The sequence below is a fragment of the Arthrobacter sorbitolis genome (genome assembly GCF_054510995.1).
Window position 1 is genome coordinate 1 of sequence record NZ_JBTNDM010000006.1, and the last position, 18,932, is coordinate 18,932.

General features: G+C 70.9%; 17 protein-coding genes and 1 tRNA gene. 10 read left to right on the top strand and 8 right to left on the bottom strand.

The window, feature by feature from the left end; all coding sequences use genetic code 11:
• Window positions 1–50: 50 nt before the first annotated feature.
• Window positions 51–1,454, bottom strand: coding sequence for an Ig-like domain-containing protein (locus ACX80K_RS11985; protein WP_459272106.1), 1,404 nt, complete (start codon window positions 1,452–1,454; stop codon window positions 51–53).
• A gap of 304 nt (window positions 1,455–1,758) precedes the next feature.
• Between ACX80K_RS11985 and ACX80K_RS11990 the strand changes: the two genes are divergently transcribed.
• The 5 genes from ACX80K_RS11990 (at window position 1,759) to ACX80K_RS12010 (ending at window position 10,795) form a co-directional block, all read left to right on the top strand.
• The gene (locus tag ACX80K_RS11990; RefSeq protein WP_459272107.1) at window positions 1,759–3,885 is read left to right on the top strand and encodes an Hsp70 family protein; all 2,127 of its coding nucleotides are present in this window, start codon (window positions 1,759–1,761) and stop codon (window positions 3,883–3,885) included.
• A gap of 2 nt (window positions 3,886–3,887) precedes the next feature.
• Complete coding sequence (locus tag ACX80K_RS11995; protein WP_459272108.1) at window positions 3,888–5,999, top strand: LuxR C-terminal-related transcriptional regulator; 2,112 nt, start codon at window positions 3,888–3,890, stop codon at window positions 5,997–5,999.
• A 115-nt stretch (window positions 6,000–6,114) separates the two neighbouring features.
• Window positions 6,115–7,362, top strand: coding sequence for an IniB N-terminal domain-containing protein (locus ACX80K_RS12000; protein WP_459272109.1), 1,248 nt, complete (start codon window positions 6,115–6,117; stop codon window positions 7,360–7,362).
• Window positions 7,363–7,451: 89 nt separating this feature from the next.
• Complete coding sequence (locus ACX80K_RS12005) at window positions 7,452–9,308, top strand: dynamin family protein (RefSeq protein ID WP_459272110.1); 1,857 nt, start codon at window positions 7,452–7,454, stop codon at window positions 9,306–9,308.
• A complete protein-coding gene (locus tag ACX80K_RS12010) occupies window positions 9,305–10,795 on the top strand; it encodes a dynamin family protein (RefSeq protein ID WP_459272111.1) in 1,491 nt (496 codons plus the stop codon). The genes ACX80K_RS12005 and ACX80K_RS12010 overlap by 4 nt, the downstream gene beginning before the upstream one ends.
• A gap of 9 nt (window positions 10,796–10,804) precedes the next feature.
• Here ACX80K_RS12010 and ACX80K_RS12015 read toward each other — a convergent pair whose 3' ends face one another.
• From ACX80K_RS12015 to ACX80K_RS12025, 3 genes are read right to left on the bottom strand one after another with little or no spacing between them, the layout of a single operon-like run.
• Window positions 10,805–11,335: a hypothetical protein gene (locus ACX80K_RS12015; protein ID WP_459272112.1), complete on the bottom strand. Its 531-nt coding sequence runs from the start codon at window positions 11,333–11,335 to the stop codon at window positions 10,805–10,807.
• Window positions 11,336–11,344: 9 nt separating this feature from the next.
• A complete protein-coding gene (locus ACX80K_RS12020; protein WP_459272113.1) occupies window positions 11,345–11,503 on the bottom strand; it encodes a hypothetical protein in 159 nt (52 codons plus the stop codon).
• Between the two features lie 35 nt (window positions 11,504–11,538).
• A complete protein-coding gene (locus ACX80K_RS12025; protein ID WP_459272114.1) occupies window positions 11,539–12,186 on the bottom strand; it encodes a GNAT family N-acetyltransferase in 648 nt (215 codons plus the stop codon).
• 319 nt (window positions 12,187–12,505) lie between these two features.
• Here ACX80K_RS12025 and ACX80K_RS12030 point away from each other — a divergent pair, with 319 nt between their 5' ends.
• Window positions 12,506–13,147 carry an ANTAR domain-containing protein gene (locus tag ACX80K_RS12030; protein ID WP_459272115.1) on the top strand — a complete coding sequence of 214 codons (642 nt, stop codon included), beginning with the start codon at window positions 12,506–12,508 and terminating at the stop codon, window positions 13,145–13,147.
• 145 nt (window positions 13,148–13,292) lie between these two features.
• Window positions 13,293–13,577, top strand: a complete 285-nt coding sequence (locus tag ACX80K_RS12035; RefSeq protein ID WP_459272116.1) for a hypothetical protein — start codon at window positions 13,293–13,295, stop codon at window positions 13,575–13,577.
• An 85-nt stretch (window positions 13,578–13,662) separates the two neighbouring features.
• On the opposite strand, the gene ACX80K_RS12040 is transcribed toward ACX80K_RS12035, so the two are convergent.
• From ACX80K_RS12040 to ACX80K_RS12055, 4 genes are all read right to left on the bottom strand, one after another.
• On the bottom strand, window positions 13,663–13,893 hold the full coding sequence (locus ACX80K_RS12040) for a hypothetical protein (RefSeq protein WP_459272117.1): 231 nt from the start codon (window positions 13,891–13,893) through the stop codon (window positions 13,663–13,665).
• A gap of 194 nt (window positions 13,894–14,087) precedes the next feature.
• Complete coding sequence (locus ACX80K_RS12045; RefSeq protein WP_459272118.1) at window positions 14,088–14,393, bottom strand: hypothetical protein; 306 nt, start codon at window positions 14,391–14,393, stop codon at window positions 14,088–14,090.
• Window positions 14,394–14,703: 310 nt separating this feature from the next.
• Window positions 14,704–15,390 (bottom strand): GAF and ANTAR domain-containing protein, encoded by a 687-nt coding sequence (locus ACX80K_RS12050; RefSeq protein WP_459272230.1) that lies wholly within the window; start codon window positions 15,388–15,390, stop codon window positions 14,704–14,706.
• Window positions 15,391–15,575: 185 nt separating this feature from the next.
• Window positions 15,576–15,959: a hypothetical protein gene (locus ACX80K_RS12055; protein WP_459272119.1), complete on the bottom strand. Its 384-nt coding sequence runs from the start codon at window positions 15,957–15,959 to the stop codon at window positions 15,576–15,578.
• A gap of 290 nt (window positions 15,960–16,249) precedes the next feature.
• Here ACX80K_RS12055 and ACX80K_RS12060 point away from each other — a divergent pair.
• The 3 genes from ACX80K_RS12060 (at window position 16,250) to ACX80K_RS12070 (ending at window position 18,896) form a co-directional block, all read left to right on the top strand.
• Window positions 16,250–16,321 (top strand) — tRNA-Gln (locus ACX80K_RS12060).
• A gap of 68 nt (window positions 16,322–16,389) precedes the next feature.
• Window positions 16,390–17,919 (top strand): bifunctional UDP-N-acetylglucosamine diphosphorylase/glucosamine-1-phosphate N-acetyltransferase GlmU, encoded by a 1,530-nt coding sequence (glmU, locus tag ACX80K_RS12065; RefSeq protein ID WP_459272120.1) that lies wholly within the window; start codon window positions 16,390–16,392, stop codon window positions 17,917–17,919.
• Window positions 17,916–18,896: a ribose-phosphate diphosphokinase gene (locus ACX80K_RS12070; protein ID WP_459272121.1), complete on the top strand. Its 981-nt coding sequence runs from the start codon at window positions 17,916–17,918 to the stop codon at window positions 18,894–18,896. Before glmU ends, ACX80K_RS12070 begins: the two co-directional genes overlap by 4 nt.
• The last annotated feature ends 36 nt before the right edge of the window (window positions 18,897–18,932 follow it).

Here is an 18,932-nt window from a genome sequence, read left to right on the forward strand (position 1 = left end):
AGGCCGGGTGGGACGTCCCACCCGGCCTCCGCCGTGTCGTGCCCGTCCGGCTAGCGGCAGGCGATGTTGCTCAGCCCGCGGACGGCGCCGCTGGGCTTGCAGGTGACCGTGGTGCCGAGCTTCGCGGACTGGACCCAGACCTCGTAGCCCGGGACGCCGCCCAGCACGGCGTTGCCGGTGATGACGTTGTTGACGCCCCAGCCGGCGAGGACCGAGTGCACCTGGATGGTGTCGAGCTTCGTGCCGGAGCCGGAGTTGCCCTCGATCCGGTAGCCGTTGCCCTTCACGTCGATCCAGGAGTCGGCGTCGTTGGCGCCCGAGACACCCGAGTTGGTGAACACGTTGCCGGCGACGACGCCGCCCGTGGTCCCCTCCTTGATGTCCACGCCCTCCGCGGCCGTGTTGGAGATGCGGTTCCCGCGCACCGAGATGCGGTCCGACCGGTCGGGGACGCCGCCGGTCCAGTTGCTCCTGGCACTGCCCACGTAGACGCCTTCGCCGTACGCGGGCTGCTTCAGGCCGGTGTCGTGGATGAAGGAGCCGAGGAGCGCGCCGTCCGTGCTGCCGGCGCGGAAGTGCACGGCCTCGGCGCCGATGGTGCCGACGTCCACCCCGCTGATGACGGTGTTCCGCGAGCCGTCGAGCACGATGCCCTTGGCGGCGGAGGCGACCGAGAGTCCCTCGATCCGCCAGTGCGAGCCCGTGACGTGGAGGCCGTAGCCGGAGGAGACCGACCCCGAGGTGAGGACGGCGTTCCGCGAGCCGCGGAGCGTGATCGGTGCGGTGGCGGTCCCGGAGGCCGAGGCCTTGAAGGCTCCGACGTAGCGGCCGTCACGCAGCTGGATCACGGCTCCGGGACGCGCGGTGGCGAGGGCCGACTTGAGGCCCGCTGCCGTCGAGACCTGGAGCACGGCGGGAAGGACGGCGGCGGGTGCCGGTACGGCTGCGGGTGCCGCCGCGACGACCGGCCTGGGTGCCGCCGCGACAGTCGGCGCGGGAGCCGCGGCAGGTGTTGGGACGGGCACGACGGCGGGAGCGGGAGCGGGCGCAGGTGCAGGTGTCGGTGCCCGTGTCGGGACGGGTGCAGGAGCCGGTGCGGCGGGCTGGGCGACGGAGAAGACCACGGTGCTCTCCTCCCGTCCGCTGGGCGTCTCCCACCGAACGTTGAGCTTATGCGACCCCGCTCCCGTCGTCACGGGCCACGAGTAGGGGGCGGTGGAGTCCTGGCCCAGGTAGGTGCCGTCCAGCTTGAACTTCACCTTCATCCCTGCCGGGGCGTCGACGCCCACGGTGAGCACGCCGTCGGGCTGCACCGTGTCCGCGAGGGGGGAACCGTCCGCGTGGACGGTCGGAGTGGCGGCCGACGCCGGGAGGGCGAAGGAGGAGGCTACGGCGGTGACAGCGGCGACCATCGCGAGTCGGCGGCCGGCACGCGCGGAGAAGTACTGTTTCATCTGCTTCTTTCCTGGTGAGACCTTCCCGCATGCGCGGTCTAGTGGGTCCGAGGCTACGAAGGCCGATGACGGGACACCATGGGTTCCCACCCAGTTGTCGAGAAAAAGTGCAACCTCTGCGGGAACACTTGTGCTTCCTTGCGCGAAGTGGGATAGGACCCGGCAAGTAGCCGGTCGTCCGAAGGAGCAAGTAGTCCGTCGTCCAAGACAGGTATCGGGCCCGGGGAACCACTCTCGTTTTCGCGACGGAGCCGCTGTTAGCTGGGGTCCACATGGTCAAAGACGAGCGTCACGTGGGGAAGCTATGAGCTACGGTCTCAGCATCGATGTCGGAACCAGCTTCACGGCAGCAGCCGTGCTGCGGACAGGCAGCCAGGGGCCGGAGGAGCCCCGGATCCTCCCGCTGGGCAGCCGGGGGACGAGCATCCCGACCGTCGTCTTCCTCAGCGCCGACGGCCACCGCCTCGTCGGCGAGATCGCGGAACGCAGGGGACTCGCGGAGCCCGCGAACGTCGCCCGGGAGTTCAAGCGCCGCATGGGCGATGCCGTACCCCTCGTCCTGGGCGGAACCCCGATCCTCCCCGAGGAACTCTTCGCGGTCGTCGTCGAGTGGGTCGTCGGCGTCGCCACCGAGCGGGAGGGCGAGCCGCCCGCCTCGATCACCCTCACGCACCCCGCGGGGTGGGGCGAGCACCGCACCTCGCTGCTGCGGGGCGCGCTCGCCGCGGCGGGGTTCCCCGACGTCGTCCTGATGACCGAGCCCGAGGCTGCCGCGCTGTCCTACGCCGCACGGGAGCGCGTGGCCCAGGGCAGCACCCTCGCCGTCTACGACCTGGGCGGCGGCACCTTCGATGCGACGGTGGTCCGGAAGGCCGACGCCGACACCTTCACCATCCTCGGCACCCCGCAGGGCATCGAGCGCCTCGGCGGGGCCGACTTCGACCAGGAGGTCTTCAACCGGGTCCTCGAGGACTCCGACGTGTCCTTCGGCGACCTGGAACACTCGTCCCCCGAGGTGCTCGCCGCACTGACCCGGCTCCGGCGCGAGTGCTCGGAGGCCAAGGAGGCGCTGTCCTCCGATTCGGAGGCGACCGTCTCCATCATGGTCCCCGGCTCCCACTCCCAGGTGCGCCTCGTGCGGTCTGAATTCGAGCTGATGGTCGAGCCCGCCCTCCGGGAGACCCTCGACGCCATGCGTACCGCGCTCGAGAGCGCGGGCGTCCGCGCCGTGGACCTGTCCGCGATCCTGCTGATCGGCGGGTCCTCCCGCATCCCGCTCGTCGCGCAGCTGCTGTCGGGCGAGTTCAACCGGCCGCTGGCCATCGACGTCGACCCGAAGGCGTCCGTCGCCCTCGGCGCGGCCTTCGCGACGGCCGCGCTCGACGACGACCTGACGCAGGCGGTCCCTGTAGTGCCCGCCGACACCGACGCGTCAGCGGGCGCTTCCGGACGGCGACGCGCCGGGGTCAATGCGGCGGGCTTCGCGGTACCGACCCGGGCCGGGGCGGCTGCCGCGCCCCACCACGGTCCGGCGGCCATGGCGACGAGGAAGCGGCTGGGCCTCCGCGTTGGTGCCGTCGCCGCGGCGGTGGCACTGCTGGGAGTCGCGACGGCGACGGCGACGAACGCCCCGGACCTGTCCGCCGCCATCTCGAACTGGGCGGGCGACCCGCATGCCGAGGCGGCCGAGGAGCCGAACCCCGCACAGCAGACACCGACGCCGCAGGGTTCGGAGCCGGCCGCCGCGGCCGCCGGGGCGGGTGTCGGACCGCTCGCCGGCATCGCCAGCGCTCCCTTGCAGGACAAGCTCTTCGGCGTAGGGTCGGGAGCGGCCGCGAACGGAGCACCCGGCGCGGCAGGAACGCCGTCGAGCTCGCCCGACGGCGCGAGGCGGAACGCAAGCACGGCGACCGACGACGTCCCCAAGGGCCGGCCGACCCCGGGAGTGTCCGCCGAGCCCCGGTCGGGGGCAGGCTCAGTACCCGCCCCGGGCCCGTCGACACCTGCCCCGTCGGCGCCCTCCAGGCCCGGCACGACCCCGGGGACCCCCTCGCCGCCCGCCCCCTTCCCGACCACCGATCCCGCCGTCCCACCGACGGTCCCGCCGACGACCGACCCGACCGTGCCGCCGACGGTGCCGCCCACCGTCCCACCGACCGTCCCGCCGACGGTCCCGCCCACGGTCCCGCCGACGACGGACCCGACCGTCCCACCGACGGTCCCGCCCACGGTCCCACCGACCGTCCCGCCCACGGTCCCGCCGACGACGGACCCGATCGTCCCGCCGACGCTCCCACCGGCCCCGCCGACGGAGCCGCCCGCGCCACCGGTCGCACCGACAGCCACGGCGATTCCCGTGCCTCCTGCTCCCGTCGATCCGCCGCCTCCCGGCGCGGGTGCCGCCGCCCAGTCCACGATCCAGGAGTCCTGACCATGGCCGGGAACTTCCTGGACACCGGCGTGCGCCCGGCCCACGTGAGCCACCCGCTGGAGCTGGACGCGGCGACCTACGAGGTGGTCCTCGCCCTGTGCATCGGGTTCTCGATCCCGGGCCTCGTCCCGCCCCTGCTGCACAGCGAGGGAGTGCCTTCGGAGCAGCTGATGGCCCGTGCCCGGGCCGCCGGTTTCGTGCAGTCCGACGGGCGTCCCTCGGCGGAGCTCCGCGCCACCATGCTGAAGGACGCCGAGGTGTACCAGGTGCGGCGGCTGCAGCGAGCCCTCGTGGACCTGTACTGCCTCGAGGCACTGCCGCTCGGCCGGCTCGCGCGGCAGCTCGCCGCCGACGGTTTTGCCGACGAACGCCTCGCTGTCGTCCTCGAGGACGAGGGCACGGCGCTTCTCGGTACGGACCCGGGTGCTGCCCTCGAACTGCTCGGCCTCGCCGTGGCCGCCGGTGCGGAGGTGCCGCGCACGGCCCCTCGACGGGCGGAGGCCGCCCTGGCCACGGGCGACCTCGACGCCGCCTCCCGCATCCTGGAGTCCTACTTCGCGCACCATTCCGCCGAAGCCCGGAAGTCGCTCCCCGATCTTCCCCGCGCACTCCGGGTGTCCTGCGCGCTGTGGGCGCACCGCGGCATGATGTCGCGTGCCGCCGATGTGCAGCGCTGGGCCGCGACGCTCCGCCCGCCCGAGATCGAGCCCCTCGGGGCGCTGGCACTGCTGGCCGCCGGTGACGCGGCCGGCGCGCGTCGCCTGCTCGACGTCGGCGTGCCCGCCCCGACCCCGTCCCTGCAGGAGGCCGCCGACACGCTGCTCATGGAGGGGGCCCTGCTGTCCCTCGGCGAGGACCCCGCCGCCGCCCTCCCCGTCCTCATCCGCGCCTCCGACACCCTCGACGCGGCAGGCAGGGTCTCGCCGGCACCCGAGCTGCCGGCGACCTTCGCCGCGATCGTCGGGCTCCTGGCCGGCAGCCCGCAGACGGCGCTGTCCCTCGTCCAGGCGGCGCTCGCGAGCGGACAGGGGGGCCAGGGGATGCGCCCGCGCCTGTGCCTCCTCGGCGGATGGGCCGCCATGCTCCTCGACCAGCCCGCCGCCGCGCGCAGCTTCATCGCCGAGGCCGGACGGGCCGGCTTCCGGCCCGGTCCGCGGGACGAGCTGCTGCTGCAGTCCCTCGAAGTGGGGCTCGCCCGCCGGGCCGGGGAGGCCTCGGCCCTCGTCCGGACCTGGCAGAAGGCCCGCGAGGCCCTGCTGCACGTGTCGGTGGACCTGCTGACCGTCCTGCCGCTGAACGAGCTGGTCATCGCGGCGGCACGCCTCCGCGACGCCGACGCCCTCAAGCCGCACCTCGACGAGGCCTGGCACCTCCTCGCGAAGCTGGGAGACCCGCCCCTGTGGTCCGTGCCGCTGCACTGGTCGGCCGCGCAGGCCGCGCTGCTGCTCGAACGCCCGGACGACCTCGCCCCGCACGCGGCGGCGCTGGTGAGCCAGTCGACGACGTACCCGCTCGCGGCCACCTTCGCGACGGCGGGCAAGGCCTGGGTCTCGGTCCTCGCCGAACACTTCGACACCGACACCGTCGAGGAGGCGGCCCGCAGCCTGGCCACGGCAGGATTCTCCTGGGAGGGCGCCCGGCTCGCCGGCCACGCGTCGGCCCGGGCAGCGGACCGCCGTGACATGACGCGGCTGCTCTCCTGCGCACGCGATCTCAGGCCCGCCCGCGACCGGGCGGGGCGGCCGGAGGTGCGGCCCCACCGGGAAGCACCCGTCCCGCCGGTCCCCACCACCTCCCGGCCAGTCCCCAGCACCGCGCGCGCCGTCCCGGGGAGCACCCCGCACCGGGCGGGCGGGCCGGCACTCAGCGGACGCGAGCGCGAGATCGCGCAGCTCGTGCTCCTGGGCCGGACGTACCGGGAGATCAGCGAGGAGATCTTCATCTCGCCCCGCACCGTCGAGCACCACGTGGCCCGCATCCGGCGGCGCTTCGGCGCCTCCTCCCGCTCGGAACTGCTCGCCCGCCTCCGCCTCTCCCTCGAGCCCGCCCCCGGCAGCACCGCAGGGGGTAGTTCTCCCACCGAAACCCCTAACGGGCGAGGGCGGAACCCCTAATGGTTGCCGGAGGCTAGGGGTGCAACTACCGATGCCCGGGTCCCCCCTCCACTCCTACGTTTGAACCAAGCCAGCAGAGCCGCCGGCGAATCCGTAACCGACGAAGGAACGACTCATGACTACTCTCGCTTCAGATCTCCTCGACTTCCTGATGAACCTCTTCAACGACCAGGAGGCGGCCAGCGCCTTCATCAGCGACCCGGAGGCCGTCCTGGCCGAGGCCGGCCTCGGCGACGTCTGCTCGGACGACGTCGACGCCGTCATGCCCGTGGTCCTCGACTACGCCCCGGTCAGCTTCGGCGGCCGGAACGAGAGCTCGTTCGACCGCAACTACGACACCGGCGGAAACTCCTCGGGCGACGTCGCCCCGGGCGGCGGCGGTGGCGGGTCCACCACCCCGACCGGACCGTCCACGCCCGCGGACGGCGGTCATGACCACGACTACGACCACGATCACGACCACGATCACGACGGTGGCGGCAGCACCGGCGGCGGCAGCACCGGTGGCGACGACAGCGACCACGGCAACGCGGTCCAGCAGCTCCTCCACGTGGTGAACAACTACTCCTACACCTCGTCCGTGGACGACCGCGACACCATCACGGACCAGTCCGTGAATCAGAACATCTGGGCCAACGGCGACGTCAGCCAGATGTTCGACAACGACGCCTTCGTCGCCTCGGGCGACCGTGCAGTGGCGGCGGACGGCGATGTCGAGGTCGACAACTCCGTGGACAACTCCGACGACCACTCCCAGGACAGCTCCACCAACGTCGAGGCCGGCGGTTCGGTGAGCGTCGACATCGGCACCGTCGAGGACTCCTACAACGACAACTCGGACAACTCCGACAACTCGGACAACTCCATCGAGGACTCCTACAACGACAACTCCGACAACTCCGTCGACACCGATACCGACATCGACACGGACATCGACGTCGAGATTGAGGACTCACTGAACACCGACAACTCGGACAACTCGGACAACTCCGACAACTCGATCAACACCGATGTGGAGATCGTGGACTCGTTCACGTCCGACAGCTCGACGACGGACAACTCCGACAACTCCATCAACACGGACGTGGAGATCGTGGACTCGTTCACCTCGGACAGCTCCACCACCACCACGACGACGGAGACGACCGACAACACGATCAACGCCGACGTGGAGATCGTGGACTCGTTCACCTCGGACAGCTCGATCAACACCGACGTCGTGGTCGAGGACGCGTTCAACGACACCGCGGTCATCACCGACAACTCGGAGAACGAGTACACCTCCATCGACGACTCGGCGTTCTTCGTCGACAATGAGGTCGAGGTCGAGACCGAGGTCACGGTCGAGGACTCGTCGCTCTAACTCCACCGCACGCAGGACGAGCCCAACGGGACACTGGTCCCGTTGGGCTCGCCCGTGGTCTCATATAACAACTCATCGGGGAGCTCTACATGGACGATCTCATTCCACTCGTGAAAGCCGGCCTGGGCCTCGTCGCCGAGGGGGATCGCTCCGATCTCCGCCAGCGGCTCGAGCAGACGCTGGTCCGGCTGGACAACCCGGACGTCCGGGTCATCGTGGTGGGTGAGTTCAAGCAGGGCAAGAGCAAGCTGATCAACGCGCTCGTCAACGCGCCCGTCTGCCCGGTCGACGACGACATCGCCACCTCCGTGCCCACGGTGGTCCGCTTCGGCGATCCGGCATCCGCGGCGGTGTTGGTCCCGCGGACCGGCGGGGGCCCCGACCAGGACGGCTCGGCGTTCGAGCGGCGGCCCGTCGCGCTGGAGGAGATCGCCTCCTTCGTCTCGGAGAAGGGCAACCCCTCCAACCGGCAGGGCCTCGCGTCCGCCGAGGTGCTGCTTCCCCGGCGGGTGCTGGCCGACGGCCTGTCGGTCATCGACTCGCCCGGTGTGGGCGGGCTCGACTCCGCCCATGCGCTGACCACTCTGACGGCCCTGCCCACGGCGGACGCCATGATCCTCGTGTCCGACGCCTCCCAGGAGTACACCGAGCCGGAGCTGCGGTTCCTGAGGCAGGCGCAGCGGATCGTGCCGAACGTGGGGTGCGTGCTGTCCAAGACGGACCTGTACCCGCAGTGGAGGACCGTCGCCGACCTCGACCGCGCGCACCTCGGCGCGGCGGGCATGGGGACCATCCCGCTGATCCCCGTGTCCTCCGACCTCCGCCTCGTCGCCGCGCAGGGCAACGACGCGGAGCTCAACCAGGAATCGGGGTTCCCGGACCTCGTCGCGTACCTCCGCAAGGACGTCGTCGGGAAGGCGCAGGCCCTGCGCCGGCGCTCGGTCGCCCAGGACCTGCTGTCCGTCACCGATCACCTGCGCCTGTCCGTGACGACCGAACTCTCGGCGCTCCAGGACCCCGAGGGGGTCCCGGTGCTGCTGGCCGAGCTCGAGGAGGCCAAGGAGAAGGCCGACCAGCAGCGCAAGCGGTCCTCGCGCTGGCAGACCACCCTCAACGACGGCGCGTCCGACCTCATCGCCGACATGGAGCACGATCTCCGCGACCGCCTCCGGTCCATCCAGCGCGAGGCGGAGGTCGCCATCGACGCCGGCGATCCAGGGCCCGTGTGGGACCAGTTCGCGGAGTGGATCGAGCAGCGCGTCGCCTCGGCGGTGTCCGACACCTTCGTGTGGACCAACGAGCGCTCGCAGTGGCTCGCCGAGCAGGTGGCCGAGCTCTTCGCCCTCGACGAGGTGCCGCTGCCCCTGCTGGAGGTGGCCGGCACGGACGGCGTCCTCGCGCCCGTGGAGGAGATACCGTTCCTGGACCCCGGGCGGGTCAGCGCGGCGGGGAAGGTGCTGATCGGCATGCGCGGCTCCTACGGCGGCGTGCTGATGTTCGGCCTGCTGACCGGCATCATCGGCATGTCCCTCATCAACCCCCTCTCCGTCGGTGCCGGACTGCTGCTGGGGCGCAAGGCCTACCGCGAGGACAAGGAGGCGCGGCTGAAGCGCCGTCAGACGGATGCGAAGAACCTCGTCCGCCGGCAGATGGACGACGTCGTCTTCCAGGTGGGGAAGCAGCTGAAGGACCGGCTGCGCCTCGTCCAGCGCGAGATCCGCGACCACTTCGGGGACATCGCCGAGGAGCACCACCGGTCGCTCGCCGACTCGGTGACCGCCGCCCAGCGGAGCGCGGCGACCTACCGGCAGGAACGGGACGGCCGGGTGACCGCGCTGAAGGCCCAGCTCTCCCGGATCGACCAGCTCTCCGCGAAGGCGAAACGCCTCGTCCCGGTCGCCGACGGCGCTGCGCAGCAGCCCGCCGAAGCCCTGGCACGCTCATGACGGACAGCGGCGCCGTCGAGAGTCTCCTGCAGGAGGCCCTCGAGGTGTATGCCCACGAGCCGACCGTGCGCACGGAACTCGAGACGTACGCGCGGAGGCTCCAGGAGCCGCTGCGCGTGGCGGTCGCCGGCATGGTCAAGGCGGGCAAGTCCACGCTCCTCAACGCCATCATCGGCGAGGAGATCGCCCCCACCGGCACGGGGGAGTGCACCCGCATCATCACCTGGTACCGCCATGCGTCGACACCCCGGATCACCGCCTACCCCGTGGAGGGCGAACCGCGGCTGCTCCCGCTCACCCGGGTCGACGGGCAGCTCGTGTTCGATCTCGGAGGTCAGCCGGCGGCCGAGGTGGAGCGGATCGTGGTCGAGTGGCCGGCGGAGAACCTGCGCGCCATGACGCTCATCGACACCCCGGGCATCGCCTCGCTCTCCGAGGACGTGTCGAAGCGCAGCACGGGCTTCCTCACGCCGCAGGACACGCCGTCCGAGGCGGACGCCGTGATCTACCTGATGCGCCACCTCCACGCCTCGGACGTCACGTTCCTCGAGGCCTTCCGCGACACGAGCGCGGCGAGCGCGGGCACGGTCAACGCGCTCGCGGTCCTGTCCCGCGCGGACGAGGTGGGGGCCGGGCGCATCGACTCCCTCATCTCCGCCGCGCGCGTCGCCGACCGCTACCGCACCGATCCGTCCCTGCGCGCCCTGGTGCTCGACGTGCTCCCCATGGCGGGCCTGCTCGCCCAGAGCTCCCGGACGCTGCGGCAGGCCGAGTACGAGGCCTTCGTGACCCTGGCCGGGCTGGAGCGCACCCAGCGCGAACGCATGCTGCTCTCCGCCGACCGCTTCGTCGCGGGATGCGCCGCCCTGGGCATCGCCGACGACGACGGGCGCCGGCTGCTCGACCGCTTCGGACTCTTCGGTGTCCGGCTCGGCTCCGCCCTCGTGCGCGGCGGCGCCAACAACGCCACGGCACTGGCCCACGAACTCTCCCGGCGCAGCGGACTCGATCAGCTGTTGGCACTCGTGACGAAGCAGTTCGACGCACGGTCCTCGACCCTCCGGGCACGGACGGCGCTTGCGGGGCTCGAGGCTCTCGTGCGCACCCACCCGCGGGCGGGGAGCTCGGTGCTCGTGACGGGCATCGAGAGGATCAAGGCCAACGCCCACGAGATCCGCGAACTGCAGCTGCTGTCGGCGCTGCGCTCCAGCGAGGTACCCCTGCCGTCGTCGGTGACCGCCGACGCGGAGCGCCTGATCGGGGGATCGGGTGTCGCCCCGGCGGAGCGCCTCGCCCTCGCGCCCGACGCCGAGGCCGAGGACATCCGGGCTGCGTCGCTCGCGGAGCTCGGCCGGTGGCGTGTGCTGACGGAGAATCCGCTCGTGGACCGCGGCGCCCTGGAGGCCTGCCACGTGGTGATGCGCTCGTGCGAGGAGCTGGTCGCGCGGGCCGGTGCCTCCGCGCCGCTGGCGAGACTGGGCGGCTGACGCCGGCCGTCACCTCCGCGGAGCGGGTCCCCTGAGCCAGCGGGAGACCTGGGGCAGCAGCGCCACCACGAGCGCGACGGCGGCGAGGACCAGGTGGGCCATGGCCAGGTGCGGCACGGGCTGGAAGCCGGCGGCGTCGGTCCCGAGGAACGCCTGGACGAGCAGCACGGCGCCGGCGTCGAGCACGAGGACCGCGAGCAGGGCCCACCGCGTCCAGCCGCGGCCGCGCAGCAGCGTGCGCACGAGGAGCCCCGTGACCAGCAGGACCACCGCGAGCGCGCCGAGGCTTCCCCAGAAGGCGATCGTGGCCACCATCTCCGCGTCCTCGGTGGCCACGCCGGACTCGAGACTCAGGGCGGTGTCCTGCAGGTTCGCGAGGAAGGTCTCGCGGTCGAGAAAGGCGATGACGAGCGCGGCCACCCCGGCGGCCAGGGACGCGAGCCAGATGCCGGCCGCCATGCGCAGCAGCGGGGGCGGTTGCCGCTCCGTGGTGACGGGGGGCGGGACGGCGTTGGACATCTCTGGCCGGGGAGGACGCATGGTCGTAATCTAGCCGCGCTGCGTGCGGGCCACAACGGTATCGGGACGGGGCGCCGGGTCATCGCCCCGGACGACGAAGGGGAGCGCCGGCTGTTCGCGAAACAGCCGCCCTGTGGTCGTGATGGTGACAGGTGGTGCGAACACGTCGTCTTCGCGTCCGTCTGTCATCGACCAATCCTCGCTCTCGTGTGCTGCACCCAAGGCTAGTGCGGTGGGCGCGCGGCGAGGGCCTGGTACTGGGGATGGTCCGCGAGGAACGAGAAGGCCATCGGACACTGCGGGACGAGGCTCAGTCGTCGCTTGTGGGCGTTCAGCACGACGTGGCGCATCAGGGTCACATCGATGCCCTGATCACGGAAGCCGGGATGCTCCACCCCGTCGGTCAGGACGACCCGGCCCGCCGTCATCGTGTACCTGAGATAGGCGGCGAGAGTGCCGTCGACGAACAGTTCGAAGCGGCAGTAGAGGGGGTTGTCGCGGAACGTCTCCTTGAGCTGGGGTTCCGGGCGCCTCCGTGCCTGCTGCGCGCGGCCCTCGAGTTCGTCGACGATCATCCGATAACCGTCGACGGCGTCGGCGGGCGGGTAGTCGGTGTCCATCAGCTTGTAGGCCTGGTTCGCCAGGATCCGCAGGTGCCTGGTCGGTACACCCTGAAGGTCCTCGGCGGACAGGACGTCCCCGGTCGGTTCGTCAGCGGGCAGCAGGGCGAAGCGGTCCTGTGCCGAGGCACGCTCCGGAGCGCCGGGGCCGGAGGTGACGACCAGTGACACGGCGGTGCCAGGCTTCTCCGTGGTCCCGGGTGCAGCGGTGGGGGCGGAATCGGGCTGGGCGGGGTCCAAGAGTTCGGTCATGGCCGTTCCTGTGTTCGTTCAGAACCTGGCCTGCGTCTAGACCCCGGTGTCCCCATGACAGTAGCGCGAGTCGGTCCGAAAAGAAGCACACCCGCAGCGGCAAGCCCATCCCACGCCGCCGGGGCCGCACGTGCTACTGGCATGGCACCCCTGCGGCCAGCGGTCGGTCCCGCGCGGACGTTTGGTGTGCCTTGGTATTCTCTTGCGAGGTCCGGGTTAAGACGCTAGCCCGGATCCGAGTACGTCGAACGGCTTCTCCATGTCCTCCACCCTTGAACCCTCCGTCGAACCCTCCGTTGAACCCACAGAGTCCCGGTCCGTGCCCCTGTCGGGTGCCGTGTCCAGTGTCGAGTACTTCATCGACTGCCCCACCGGCACCGTCGAGCACTACTTCGCCGACGACACCTACACCTGGTCCGACGAGCTGTACCGGATCCACGGCTACGAACGCGGCGACATCGTCCCCACCCTCGAACTCGGCATGGCCCACGTCGTCCCCGCCGACCGGGACGCCGTCCGCGCGTTCTGGACCCAGGCCACCACGGTGGGCGGACCGGCCTCGGTCTACGCCTCCCTGCTGGACCTCCAGGGGCTCACCCGTCGACTCCTCATCTCCGCGGACCTGATCCTCGACGACGAGCAGGAACCGATCGGGGTGTGGGCCCTGGTCGTGGATCTCACCCGGTCGATCCACGCCGACACGCACCGGCTCGCCAACGAAGCCGTCGCCGCGTCCGCGGTCAGCCGGGCCGTGATCGAGCAGGCCAAGGGCATCCTCATGGGACGTGCCGGCCTCACCGCCACCGAGGCCTTCGAGCGGCTCTCCTCCTACAGCCAGCGCACCAACCGGAAAGTCGTCGTCATCTCCCAGGAGATCATCGACCGGGCCGTGACCCTCACCCGCGAGCACCGGCACCAGTCCCGCACCGACGCCCTGGTCGACCTCTTCGACGCCCTCTGACACCAAGGCTTCGCGGCACCCCGCGGAGCAGAAGGTAAACTGGCTGATACTAAGTGTCTTCCTGGGGCTATTCCGGTTCCTCAGTGGTGTTTCACGAGCACGGGCATGAATCGTTTCCCGGTCACACGCCCGAGTAGGCACCCCGATGACCCAGCACACCCAACAACACAGCTCCTGGCTCGCCGCCAGCGCGGCAGACCTCACGGCCAACGATGTCTGGCTGTACTACTTCAGCATCGGAGGCACGCTCGAAGCCTTCGAGCTCGACGCCTACCTGCACGGCGCGTATCCGCTACCCCAGGGCGAGCGGAACATGATCGCCCTCGCGGTCAACGAACTCATCGACGACCTTCCCCGGCGCTTCGTAGCCGATGGCGGCTCGCTCCAGCGCCCGAAGGCCGAATTCACGGACATCCCGCTCCAGGACTAGCAGGGCCCAGTCGGGGGCTCGAACTTCACTCGTCTCGGCGCCTGACATCCCGTCGTGCAAGCCCCCGGGCACCGGGTTCTTCGCTTCACGTGGTGGCATCGGGGTCGTCGTGCCGACCGGGCGGGCTGGTCAGGAGGTCGGCAGCCAGGACGGCGACCGGCGTCCGGGTCTCCGTCGACAGGGCGATGGGCTTGCGAAGTTCACAGGCGATGTTCATCGTCCGTGCTGAAGGCGCGCGGGGTAGTGCGTCGACCTCGAGCACTTCCGGACCGGTTGCTCCGACACCGGTGCGCTGCCGCTGATCGATCAGGCTCATTCCCGCACCGTGTGCGCGGCCCGTCAGGTCCGGGCTACTGCCCCAGTGCTTCTACCGCCGAGTGCGCAGTCTGCTCCGTCAGGAGGAGACCGTGGGGCCGCCCGAAAAGGAGGGGAAGCTCATGACCGGGTCGAATGCTGTCCACTTCACGATCCTTCGCTGCCTGCCCGGCTGGAATGCTTCCCGGTCGTGGACTACGAGTCGGCCTCGCGTTCGGCGGGGTCCCGCAGCTTCTCGGGACTGACGAGGTCCGTGCTGTAGGGGGCCCGCGGCAACGGTGGTATCTCCTGGATGAGTTCGTTGACGGCGTGGGAGAGGATGTCGGCTTCCTCGGTGGTCAGTGCGAACGCCCCGTACAGGTGGGCCTCGAGCTCGGTCGGCTCGGCCTCACCCGTGATCGCGAAGTACCGCTCCCACACGCTTTGCAGGCTCAGACCTGCCGCCTTGATCGCCTGAACGGTCAGGCGACGTTGTTCGTCCGGAGAGATCTCCCGCGTCATCGCGCAGCACCATCGGCCACAGGATCTGCATGGAGATCGGTGGGACCGTCCGAACGGCACGGAGGACACCTGTCGGGTCCGTGGTCGAGGGGACGCGAAGGTCCGGGAGGGGATGAGTTGCGCACGAGGCGGCCTTAGTCATCCCATAGGAAGCACTTCCGCTGAAGTCACGGCCGGCGTCCGACCGCGGTAGACGCCGAGGGAGGTAGTGGCACCTGCCTCCACGGTACGCCACGCGGCGGGTGGAGGCGGGGTGTCGCCACCGTGGCAGTACCCTGCCCCCCGGTACGGGGCCGTCCCTGCCGCTTCGTCAGCCCTGCCCCGCCTGCCGTGTGGGGAGGTCGCCGGTATGGGTCAGGCGCGCGGCGATATCGGTGAGCCTCGTGTTCGTGCTCGAACTGGCCGTGGACAGCAGGATGAACGCCTGGTGCGACGAGATCTTGTACCGCTCCATCAGGATGCCCTTGGCCTGGCCGATGGAGTCCCTGCTGATCAGGGCGTCGTTGAGGCCGCTGACCTCCTTCGCATCGGAGAGCGCGACGGCGGCGTGCGTGGCGACCAGTGCACCCGCCTGCTCGGCTTCCCGACCGAAGGCGTCGGGTTCGCCGGCGTAGAGGTTCAGGGCGCCCAGCGTGTCCCCTTCGACGAACAACTGGAAGCACAGCATGCTTCGGGCTCCTGCGTCGGATGCCCGACGGGCGAACTCCGGCCATCGCGGATCCCGCTCCATGTCCGGCACCCGCACGAGCCGGTGACGGAAGGCAGCATCCAGGCAAGGGCCCTGCCGGGTGTCACTCTGGATCGTGTCGATGACGCGCGGCAGATCGCCCGAGACGGCACGGGACTCCACACGCCGACGCCCCCTGACCAGGCTGATCGAGGCGTCGGAGGCCCGGGGCAGCAGTTGGAGCGCAGTCTGCACGATGTCCACCAGCCGGGTCTCCAGGTCGGGCTCGCCGTGCAGGCTCCTGGCGAGTTCGCCCAGCCGGATCGCCAGGCCATCCGGGTCGTCGCCGGTCCGGAGGGCGCCGAGGGCGGCACCGCGTCCCCCTCTGCACCGGGCAAGAAGTCCGCGTCCCGGGTATCCACATCAGCCTCCTGAGCATCGGGCCAGGGCACCGCAGCACCTCGCTGCCGTGCCGAGCACTTGAACGTTCACCTAGTAAACGGTGAGACGCTCCCTCACCGCCACTCCCGTCCCGTCCGGCCGCCTCGCGCCGCAGAGATGATGCGAGCCACTGCCCAGCCGACGGCGCTCACGAGCGGGGCGCTCGCGATGATCACGGCAACCGGGTTCACCTGGAACGTCGGCCCGTCCTGCCCGACCACATACGCGCCGAGCGGCAGGGCGTAGCCACCGCCACCGCCCCCGGTGCCTTCGCCCTCACCCGCAGGGACCGCCCCGCGCTGCGGCCACGTGCCCGACCCCCCGCCGCCGCCGAAACCGAAGACCACCAGGGCCGCCGGGACCACCTCCCGGCCACCCACCGTGAAGCTCTCGCCGAACGCCAGCTTCGCCCCCCAGGACGGCACCGACGTCGTCAGGTTCCCGATCGGATCTTCCATCGGCCCATCACCTCCGCTCGTCCGTGCCTCATGGCCGCGTCAGCGTCCGTGTCGGGCGGACGCTCGCCGACCGGATCGTCTTTCGAGGTCGACTGGCACCCACCCTAGGACCCGGCGTGCAAGGGCACCAGAGCCGGGACGAGCCGTCGTCGAATGGCACGGTCACGTCGCGGCCTCGGAACGACGACGGCGGCAGCAGGCGACCCGGGCCAGGTCGCCCGCCCTCCCGGGACATGGCAAACTGGTACACCGTGCGCACTCGCTCCGGCACCGGTCGGGCGTGGTCGCGGTCCGCCCTGGTGTAATGGCAGCACCCCAGCCTTTGGAGCTGTGGAGTATAGGTTCGAATCCTATGGGCGGAACGGGGAGAGCCCCCGGCCGATCAGGCCGGGGCGCCCGCCGGTCAGCTACAGCTTAGGAGCGCTTCTTCATGAGCAACCATGACGGATCCATCGCCGCTGCACAGGTGGCAGAGGCCCCGGCCGCAGTGATCGTCCTCGCCGCCGGCGCCGGCACGCGGATGAAGTCCCGGACCCCGAAGATCCTGCACCCGGTCGGCGGCACCTCCATGATCGGCCACGCCCTGCGTGCCGCCCGCGGCGTCGAGCCCCGCGAGCTCGCCGTCGTCGTGCGCCACGAGCGCGACCGCGTCGCCGAGCACGTGACGGGCCTCGACGCCACGGCGGTCCTCATCGACCAGGACGACGTCCCCGGCACCGGCCGCGCCGTGCAGGTGGCTCTCGACGGGCTCGACGCCCTCACCGGCAACCCGCTCACCGGCACCGTCGTCGTGACCTACGGCGACGTCCCCCTGCTCACGCCCGAGACCCTCCGCGAACTCGTGGCGGTCCATCAGGGCGAGCGCAACGCCGTCTCCGTCCTCACCGCGCTCCTCGACGACCCCACGGGCTACGGCCGCATCCAGCGCCACGAGGACGGCACCGTGGTGGCCATCGTCGAGCACAAGGACGCCTCACCCGAGCAGCGCACCATCCGCGAGGTCAACTCCGGCATCTACGCGTTCGACGCCGACGTCCTGCGGAGCGCGCTGACCCAGGTCGACACCGCCAACGCGCAGGGCGAGATGTACCTCACGGACGTCCTCGCGATCGCACGAGCCGCCGGGGGACGCGTCGCCGCCGTCGTCCTGGCCGACCGCTGGCAGGTGGAGGGCGCGAACGACCGCGTGCAGCTCGCCGCACTCGGAGCCGAACTCAACCGGCGCCTCATCGAGCAGTGGATGCTCGCCGGCGTCACCGTCGTGGATCCGGCCACCACCTGGATCGACTCCACCGTGGTCCTCGACGAGGACGTCACGCTGCTGCCCGGCACCCACCTGCACGGGGCGACCTCCGTGGCACGGGACGCCGTCGTCGGGCCGGACACGACCCTCACCGATGTCGTCATCGGGGAGGGCGCGCACGTGGTCCGCACGCACGGCAGCGGCGCCCGGATCGGCGCAGGGGCGAGCGTGGGCCCGTTCACCTACCTGCGTCCGGGCACTGTCCTGGGCGAGGAGGGCAAGATCGGCGCGTTCTACGAGACGAAGAACGTGACGATCGGCCGCGGCTCGAAGCTCTCCCACCTCGGCTACGCCGGCGACGCCGAGATCGGCGAGTACACCAACATCGGCTGCGGCAACATCACCGCCAACTACGACGGCGTGAACAAGCACCGCACCGTCATCGGCTCCCACGTCCGCACCAGCTCGAACACGGTGTTCGTCGCCCCGGTCTCGGTGGGTGACGGCGCCTACACGGGCGCGGGCGCCATCGTGCGCAAGGACGTCCCGGCCGGCAATCTCGCCCTGAGCGTCGCACCCCAGCGGAACATCGACGGCTGGGTGGCGCAGAAGCGACCGGACACGGCCTCTGCCGCGGCCGCTGCAGCCGCCCCCTCAGACACCCCGAGCAACCCCACGAGCTCGGGCAACCCCACAGAAGAGAGCACCCACGCATGAGTGAGATCACGGCACGCGGCGAGAAGAAGCTCGTCCTGGCTTCGGGACGCGCCCACCCCGAACTGGCCGAGGAGATCGCGTCGTGGCTCGGCACGGAGCTCCTGCCGGTCTCCGCCTACGACTTCGCCAACGGTGAGATCTACGTGCGCTCGGGGGAGAGCGTACGAGGGACCGACGTCTTCGTCATCCAGGCGCACCCGGCACCGCTGAACAACTGGCTCATGGAGCAGCTGATCATGATCGACTCGCTGAAGCGCGCCTCAGCCAAGCGCATCACGGTCGTCTCGCCGTTCTACCCGTACGCACGCCAGGACAAGAAGGGCCGCGGCCGCGAGCCCATCTCCGCCCGCCTCATCGCCGACCTCTACAAGACCGCCGGCGCCAACCGGCTCATGTCCGTGGACCTCCACACCTCGCAGATCCAGGGCTTCTTCGACGGCCCCGTGGACCACCTCATGGCCATCCCGCTGCTGGCCGACTACATCAGGTCACGGGTCGATGCCGACAACGTCACCGTCGTCTCGCCGGACACCGGCCGCGTGCGTGTGGCCGAGCAGTGGGCCGAGCGCCTCGGCGGTGCTCCGCTGGCCTTCGTCCACAAGAGCCGGGACCTCACCGTCCCGAACCAGGCGGTCTCCAAGCAGGTCGTGGGTCAGGTGCAGGGCCGCACCTGCGTGCTCATCGACGACATGATCGATACTGGTGGTACCATTTCCGGAGCCGTCCAGGTGCTGAAGAACGCCGGCGCCAAGGACGTCATCATCGCCGCCACCCACGCGGTCTTCTCCGAGCCGGCATCGCGCCGCCTCGCGGAGTCGGGTGCGCGCGAGGTCGTGGTCACCAATACGCTGCCCATCCCGGCCGAGAAGCGGTTCCCGCAGCTCACCGTGCTGTCCATCGCGCCCCTGATCGCCCGCGCCATCCGCGAGGTGTTCGACGACGGATCGGTGACGAGCCTGTTCGACGGCAACGCCTGACAGGCGTTCCACGCATACTGGCACGCAATCAAGCAC